Here is a 7,623-nt window from a genome sequence, read left to right on the forward strand (position 1 = left end):
TGCGTTTCCCGTCTCTTGATGTGACCGCTTGAATCCCCATCTGGCCGTTAATGAACGATCTCAGCACACTGACGCGCCACCCCGACGTCCTGTATGGCCCTTCGCAACCGGAACTGCTGCGCGAAGAAATCCTCGCCGACCTGCTCGGAGCGAGCGCGCGCCGGCACCCCGATAAAACGGCCCTGATCTTCGGCACGCGCCGGATCAGCTACGGCGAACTGGATCGGATGGCCAGCCTGGCCAGCGCCCGCCTGCTCGCCGCCGGCGTGAAGCCCGGCGACATCCTCGGCCTGTGGCTGCCGCGCGGGATCGAGCTCTTGGTCATGCAGGCCGCCATCGCCAAGACCGGCGCGGCCTGGCTGCCGGTCGACGAAGACACGCCGGTCGAGCGCCTGCAGGTGTGCCTGGAGGACGCGCGCTCGCCCTGCGTGGTCAGCTGCGCAGCGTTCGCGCCGCGCCTGGCCGAAGTCGAACAGCGCGTGTTTACGGCCGAGGCGCTGCTGGCGCCACCTGGCGCACACGAAGTGCTGGCGCGGCGCGGCCCGGTCTCCCCCGACAGCCCGGCCTATGTGATCTACACCTCCGGCTCGACCGGCAAGCCGAAGGGCATCCTGATCACCCAGCGCAGCATCTGCCACTTCCTGCGCAGCGAAAACGCGGTGCTTGGCGTGCGCGCCGACGACACGGTCTACCAGGGTTTTTCGGTCGCGTTCGATATGTCGTTCGAGGAGATCTGGATCTCGTACCTGGTCGGCGCCACCCTCTGGATCGGGCCGAAGGAAAGCGCCGGCGATCCGGAAGCCCTGCCCCGGCTGCTGGCACAAAACGGCGTGACCGTGCTGCATGCGGTGCCTACGCTGCTGGCCCTGTTTGCCGAAGACGTGCCGAGCCTGCGCCTGATTAACCTGGGCGGCGAAATGTGCCCGGACGCGGTGGTCGAGCGCTACGCCAAACCAGGCCGCCAGATGTTCAACACCTACGGCCCCACCGAGGCCACGGTGTCGGCCAGCCTTGCGCGCCTGACGCCGGGGCGATTGATCACAATCGGCACGCCGCTGCCCAACTATGGCCTCCTGGTGATCGGGACCGATGCCCCGGCAGGCGCCGGCCTGACCCTGCTGCCGCGCGGCGCCACCGGCGAACTGTGCATCACCGGCCCGGGCTTGTCAGGCGGTTACCTGGGACGGCCCGACCTCTCCGCCGAAAAATTCCTGCCCAACCCGTGGGCCAGCGGCGAACACGACGCGCGCCTGTACCGCACTGGCGACCTGGCGCGCATCGGGGACGACGGCGAAGTGGTCTGCCTCGGCCGCACCGACGACCAGGTCAAGATTCGCGGCTTTCGCGTCGAACTGGGCGAGATCGAGGCGCTGCTGGCGCAGCAACCGGGCGTGGGCACGACCGCAGTGCTGCTGCGCCGCGACGACGGCATCGAGCGCCTGGTGGCGTACCTGGTGCCCGCTGGCGGCCAGGCCCTTGACGCGTCCGTGCTGCGTCAGGCGCTGGCCGAACGCCTGCCGCCTTACATGGTGCCCAGCCGCTTCGAACCGCTGGCCGTGATGCCGCGCCTGACCTCCGGGAAGATCGACCGCAAGGCACTCAAAGCCATGCCGCTGTCCGCCCCCACAGCGCAGGACGCGTTTGACTCCGACCTGCCCGAAACGCCGGCCGAACAAGCGCTGTTCGCAGCCCTGGCCGCGCTGTTCCCGGGCCAGCCGATCCGGCGCGAACTGGACTTCTTCTCCGACCTGGGCGGGCATTCATTCTTTGCGGCGCGGCTGGCTTCAAGCCTGCGCGCCGATCCGCGCTTTGCGCACGCGACCGTGCGCGACATCTACCAGAACCGGAAAATCGGCCAGATCGCGGCCAGCCTCGAGCAGGCGGCAGGCGGCGCGGCGCGCGAACAAGACTGGGAACCGCCCCCCGCCGCCCGGCGCTGGGCTTGCGGGCTGGCGCAACTGGCCGCGGTGCCGGCGCTGGTCGCGCTGCGCATGGCGCAGTGGCTGGCCCCCTTCTTCACCTACCACTTCATGACCGGCGATCCGGGCGATTCGGTGCCGCGCGCGATCGCCGCCTCGATCGGTGTGTTCCTGCTCGCGACCGTGCTCGAGTTCGTGATCGCGGGCGCCGGCAAATGGCTGGTGGCAGGACGCCTGAAACCCGGCTCCTATCCGCTGTGGGGCGTGACCTATTACCGCTGGTGGCTGGCCGACCGCCTGGTCGAATCGGCGCCAAGCTACCTGCTCGCCGGCTCCTCGCTGTACAACTGGTGGCTGCGCGCGCTCGGCGCCAGGGTCGGGCGCGACGTGATCATCGGCTCGATGACGCTGCGCGCGCCGGACCTGCTTTCGATCGGCGACAACGTCAGCGTCGGCAACGCCGTCAATTTCGAGAACGCGCGCGTCGAGCGCGGGCGGCTGCTGCTCGGCGCGATCCGCCTGGACGACGACGCCTGCGTCGCATCCTACGCCGTCCTCGAAGGGAACACCCGCGTAGGCAGGCGTGGCCACCTGGAGGGGCAGTCGGCGCTGCCTGACGGCGCGCAGGTGCCGGACGGCCGCGTATGGAGCGGCTCGCCGGCACGCGACATCGGCCAGTTCGATCCCGATAGTCTGCCGCCGCGCCCGCGCGTGTCGCCCGCGCGTTCGGCCGGCGAAGCGCTGTTCTTCGCCGTCGGCATGGTGATGATCGCGACCCTGTTCTTCATGCCGGTGTTCCCGAGCTTCGTGCTGATCGACTGGTTCGACGAGCGCGGTTCGCTGCAAGCGCTGGAAGGCACCAGCATCTGGATCCAGTTGGCGCGCTACTTCGTGCTGGCGTTCCCGGCCGCCGCGGTGCTGATCGTGTTGACGGTGCTGGTATCGGCTGCGATCCGCTGGAGCCTGCTACCGCGGCTGGCGCCCGGCCGCTCGCCGATCCACAGCAAAACCTATTGCGCCAAATGGCTGGTCAGCCACATCCAGGAATCGAGCCTGAACGTGCTGCACGGGATTTACGCGACCGTATTCGCACCCTTCTGGTACCGCCTGCTGGGCGCCAAAGTCGGACGCGATGCCGAAATCTCGACCGCGCTCGGCGTGGTGCCGGACATGCTCACGCTCGGCGACGAGACCTTCATCGCCGATGCCGTGATGCTCGGCGACGAGCAGATCGATGGCGGCTGGATGACGATGCAGCCGACCGTGGTATCGCACCGCAGCTTTGTCGGCAACGGCAGTTACATCCCGGACGGCACGGTGCTGCCCGAACATGTGCTGGTCGGCGTGCACACCCACGCCCCCGCTAACTCCCGCATGCAAAGCGGCGACACCTGGCTCGGCTCGCCGCCGATCCACCTGCCGGCGCGCGAACAGGTGGAGGGCTATCCCGAGCACCTGACCTTCCGCCCATCGCCGCTGCGCCGCTTGGGGCGCGCGATCGTCGAGGCGCTGCGCATCGTGGCGCCCCACGCGGTCGTGATCGCGGTCGGCTACACGGTGGTGCTGGACCTGATGCCGCTCGCCGGCGCCGGCCGCTGGGGCACGGTGGTGCTCGACCTGGCGCTGGTCGGCCTGGCCTACGGCGTGGGCAACTACCTGTTCGTACTGCTCCTCAAGTGGCTGCTGCTGGGCCGCTATCGCAAGAAGGCGGCGCCGATGTGGACGCCGTTCGTGTGGCTGACCGAAGGCGTAACCAACCTGTACGAAGGGATCGCGGTGCCCAACTTCATGCGCTACCTGCGCGGCACGCCCTGGCTGCCACTCGCCTTCAACCTGCTCGGTTGCCGGATCGGACGCGGGGTGTACATGGACACCACCGACATCACCGAATTCGACTGCGTGACGATCGGCGAGCACAGCGAACTGAATGCGCTGACCTGCCCGCAGACCCACCTGTTCGAAGACCGCGTGATGAAGATCGATCGGGTCGACATCGGCAGCCGCGTCTACATGGGGCCGCGCAGCGCGGTGCTGTACAGCGCCCAGGTCGGCGACAACGCCCGCCTCGGGCCGTTGACACTGGTGATGAAAGGCGAGCATATCCCGGCCGCGACCAGTTGGGCCGGCTGCCCGGCGGCACTGGCCGCGCGATGAGGGACGCGCACCCGGTCCACTGGTGGCCGGCGTCGCTGCGGCCCGGGGCAGACGGAATCATCGTGATTGGCGTGCAGGGCGCGGGCGGACGTGATGCCGCCCGCATGCGCATCCGCGACGCGCTGCACGAAGCCCTGGCCAGCCTGGCGCGGCTGCCACGCGAGGCGGTGAGCATCGATTCCCGGCCGGGCCACGCGCCGACGGTCGCGATCCATGACCAATCCGGCCTGCCCGTTCCCGGGATCGCCTTCAGCCACGAAGAACCGTGGTCGCTGGCCGCCATCAACCTGTACGGCCCGGTCGGCGTGGACCTGATGCGGGTCCAGGACATCCCCGACTGGCACGCCGTTGCTCGCGCCTACCTCGGCCCCGAAACCGCATCCAAAATCGCCGCGGCGAAGCCAGACATGCGTCCGGCCGCGTTCACGCAGGCGTGGTGCGAACACGAGGCGCGGCTGAAGTGCCACGGACTGCAGCTGACCGAATGGACGCCCGCGCTCGCCGAAGCGACTCGCGACTGCACTACACGCCCGCTGGCCCTTCCCGATGGCCTGGCCGGCGCCCTCGCCTGGCAGTTGGGTTCAGGGCAATTGGGGTCAGAGTCGAATTAATTGACAACTTTTAGTCCAGCAATTAGGGTCAGTGTCGAATTAATCGCAAAGGTTCCGGCACGGCAAAAACGGAGTGAACGAGTCATGTGAACTATGGTGCATTTGGAAAATGTTCCCATTAATTCGACTCTGACCCTGCTTGATAAGCAAGGTGTTGCCGAGCAATTCGACTCTGACCCTAATTGTCCGGGGTAAGATTGTAAGATGGACAATCTTACACATTCGGTCACCGGGCTCGCGATGGGGGAATTGGTCGAGCGTAGCCTGCCGCCGGAAACCGACTCGCTCCGCGCGCGCACCCGTCGCAAGTTGTTGCTGTTTACTTGCTGGGCGGCCAGCAATTTTCCAGATCTCGATCTTCTGCTCACGCGGCTATCCCCGCGGCCGCTGGGCTATCTGTTGCATCATCGGGGCTATACCCATACCTTGGTCGGTGTCCTGCCGCAGGCGGCCTTGCTGCTATCGCTGACCTGGCTGCTGTGGCCAGGGGCACGAAGGCTGCTGCGCGGTAGTCCAGCCGCACGCGCGGCAACGGTTGGTGTCGCCTTGTTCGGTCTGTTGTTGCACGTTGCGATGGATTATCTGAACGTGTATGGCGTGCATCCTTTCCATCCGTTCGATTCGCGTTGGATGTACGGGGACATGGTGTTCATCGTCGAGCCGGTGTTCTGGGTCGCGTTGGGCACGCCGCTCGCCGTCATGGCCAGCCGCCCGATCGCGCGGCTGCTGCTGTTCGCGTTGCTGGCCGGCGGCCCGCTGTTCTTCACCGTATTCGGCTATCTCCAATGGGGCTCACTGCTGGGGCTGTTCCTGCTCGGCGCCTTGCTGGTGTGGCTGGAACGCGGCGGCGCCGCGCGGAACCGCAAGGCACTGGTGACGGGCCTGGCAGCAGGACTGGGTTTTGTCGCCATCCAGGCAGTGGCGGTGCAGTCGGCGCGCGAGCTCGTCACACAACAACTGACGCAGCGCGATCCCGGCACGCAGGTCCTCGATGTGCCCGTTCTTGCCGTTGCCTCCAATCCCCTTTGCTGGGGATTTGTGACGATCGAAAGCAATGATGCTCTGGGCAACTATCGTCTCACTCGCGGAGCGCTGAGCCTGGCGCCGTCGATCACGCCGGTGTCAAACTGCCCGACGGCGTTGGGCGGCCCGGGCAAGGCGACAGAAGGGACTGCGCTGATCTGGCTGTGGGAAGAACACGGGAAACTGTCGCGCCTGCGCGAGTTGGCAAGCGATAATTGCTATTTCAATGCCTGGATGCGTTTCGCTCGTGCCCCCTCGCTCGTTGGTGGCAGTGCAACCGATGTCCGTTTCGGCACGCCCGGCAGCCCGAATTTCTCGACGCTGAACTATGCGCAGCGGGCCGGCGCACCGTGTCCACGGAACGTGCCCGGCTGGGGTTTTCCGCGTGCGGATTTGCTTGGGCTGCATTGATGCGGAACTATCCCGTGCTTTCCTTGGCAATGCCGAACGCTTTACACGATTTTACATAGGGTGTTTGCGGATGCCGTGAGTACCGGTCGGGTTGCGACCGTAGACTGCGAATGTTGCCACCTCTCCCGTGCCACCCGAGCGGTCCATGCACATGCAACGTCCAGTCAGCAAACTGCTGCGTTCGATCCGGCTGAACAGACAGCTGTTTGATCTGCCAGCCGCCGACCTGTTGTTCCGGCTGCAACTCGCGCCGCAGCAAGTCAACGCCGCGTTTCGCCGCTATGCAGGCCCGCATCCCAAATACGAGTCGCTGCGCAACAAATCCATGGGAATGGCCCTGATCGATCTGTCTTTTTTCGACGGACCCGCTACCTATCTCGAAACAGTCGATGAAACCGGTTGGGCTGGGCCGCCGGGCCAGCAGGCCAGGCTGCGCGGCTATACCGCGCGCGCCATCGACCGCGACCGCTATCACGACGAAATTGCGAACATCAACCAGTTGCCGGATCAACTCAGGCAAGGGCGGCCGCTGGATATGAGCTGGCTGCAGCCTGCAGGGGATGTGACCTCCCCCTGCGCCGTGTCGTTCGGTGCATTCAACCAGTACCACGAATTGGTCGCCTACTGCACCGTCGGTGTGTTCGGCAATTTCGCCTCGGTTGAAGAGCTAATTGGGTACAAAAACCGCGACGGGGTGATGTACCTTTTGCTCACCGAAATCATCTGCGAACTGCTCGCAGCGGGCACGGTGCAATACTTCATGTACGGTTCCTTTGTCAGCGCCAGCGCGGGCAAACGCAAGTTCAAACGGCGGCTCGGATTCGTGCCGTACCGTGTGCGCTACGCTCTCGACTAAGAGCGCGACTTGATCCGGACAAGGCGCGGCGATGACAACTGTGCTGTTGTGCGGCAAGGAGACGCCAACGCAGCCGTGCTCATTTTTGAATGGCTATGTCATCGCCCCGTGTGGCCTCGATGAAGGAGCGTACCCTACGAGTGATCCACGACTCGCGGCGAGTGCGGTCCGCGGGGAATGCAGGGCCGCGGAGGACCAGTGCGCACACGGTCTCCGCGTGCCGGTTCGCGGCGACGCCACCTTTCGGCACGCTTTGCACTGTTCGAGCCTCCGCCTGGAAGCGACAATCCGTGGCGCACCTTTTATCACGCGATTTCAGTATGGCGGCGCTCGGTAACGCCACCTTTCAGCACGCTTTGTACCGCGTGCGCACGGGTGCGGACTCGTGGGCCGAAGGTCCTGGATTTGTTGTAGTGGCAGGCTCGTCGAGGCCCCCTTAGCGGTGACATGGCTTTTTGATTGGCGCTGTCACCGTTAGCTGGGGCGTACGGTGGAGATTCTGCCCACGCGATCAGCGGTTGGCCATTTCAGAATAGGTTCCGCGTTCATTGAACGCGTGGGCGTTTCGTAAAATTGGCCACTGGCCAACTTTACCCCGCCCACCCTAACGGGCATTGCAAAGCGACGTGCCGCCCCGTAGGATGAATCA

4 protein-coding genes are annotated in these 7,623 nt (G+C 65.7%); all 4 read left to right on the top strand.

Annotation, left to right across the window (positions count from 1 at the left end; genetic code table 11):
* Positions 1-50: 50 nt before the first annotated feature.
* The 4 genes from E4O92_RS21335 (at position 51) to E4O92_RS21350 (ending at position 6,974) form a co-directional block, all read left to right on the top strand.
* On the top strand, positions 51-4,073 hold the full coding sequence (locus tag E4O92_RS21335; RefSeq protein WP_135191680.1) for a Pls/PosA family non-ribosomal peptide synthetase: 4,023 nt from the start codon (positions 51-53) through the stop codon (positions 4,071-4,073).
* Between the two features lie 62 nt (positions 4,074-4,135).
* Entirely contained in the window at positions 4,136-4,684 is a 549-nt protein-coding gene (locus tag E4O92_RS21340; protein WP_167759855.1) for a 4'-phosphopantetheinyl transferase family protein, read from the top strand.
* Between the two features lie 204 nt (positions 4,685-4,888).
* Complete coding sequence (locus E4O92_RS21345; protein ID WP_135191682.1) at positions 4,889-6,118, top strand: metal-dependent hydrolase; 1,230 nt, start codon at positions 4,889-4,891, stop codon at positions 6,116-6,118.
* Between the two features lie 145 nt (positions 6,119-6,263).
* The gene (locus tag E4O92_RS21350) at positions 6,264-6,974 is read left to right on the top strand and encodes a hypothetical protein (protein WP_135191683.1); all 711 of its coding nucleotides are present in this window, start codon (positions 6,264-6,266) and stop codon (positions 6,972-6,974) included.
* Positions 6,975-7,623 lie beyond the last annotated feature (649 nt).

This window comes from Massilia horti, assembly GCF_004614195.1.
Classification (GTDB): domain Bacteria; phylum Pseudomonadota; class Gammaproteobacteria; order Burkholderiales; family Burkholderiaceae_D; genus Telluria; species Telluria horti.

Bases quoted from the DNA above. Each gene is read 5' to 3' on its own strand.
- E4O92_RS21335 (WP_135191680.1), top strand. From the start codon at position 51: ATGAACGATCTCAGCACACTGACGCGCCACCCCGACGTCCTGTATGGC.
- E4O92_RS21345 (WP_135191682.1), top strand. From the start codon at position 4,889: ATGGACAATCTTACACATTCGGTCACCGGGCTCGCGATGGGGGAATTG.
- E4O92_RS21350 (WP_135191683.1), top strand. From the start codon at position 6,264: ATGCACATGCAACGTCCAGTCAGCAAACTGCTGCGTTCGATCCGGCTG.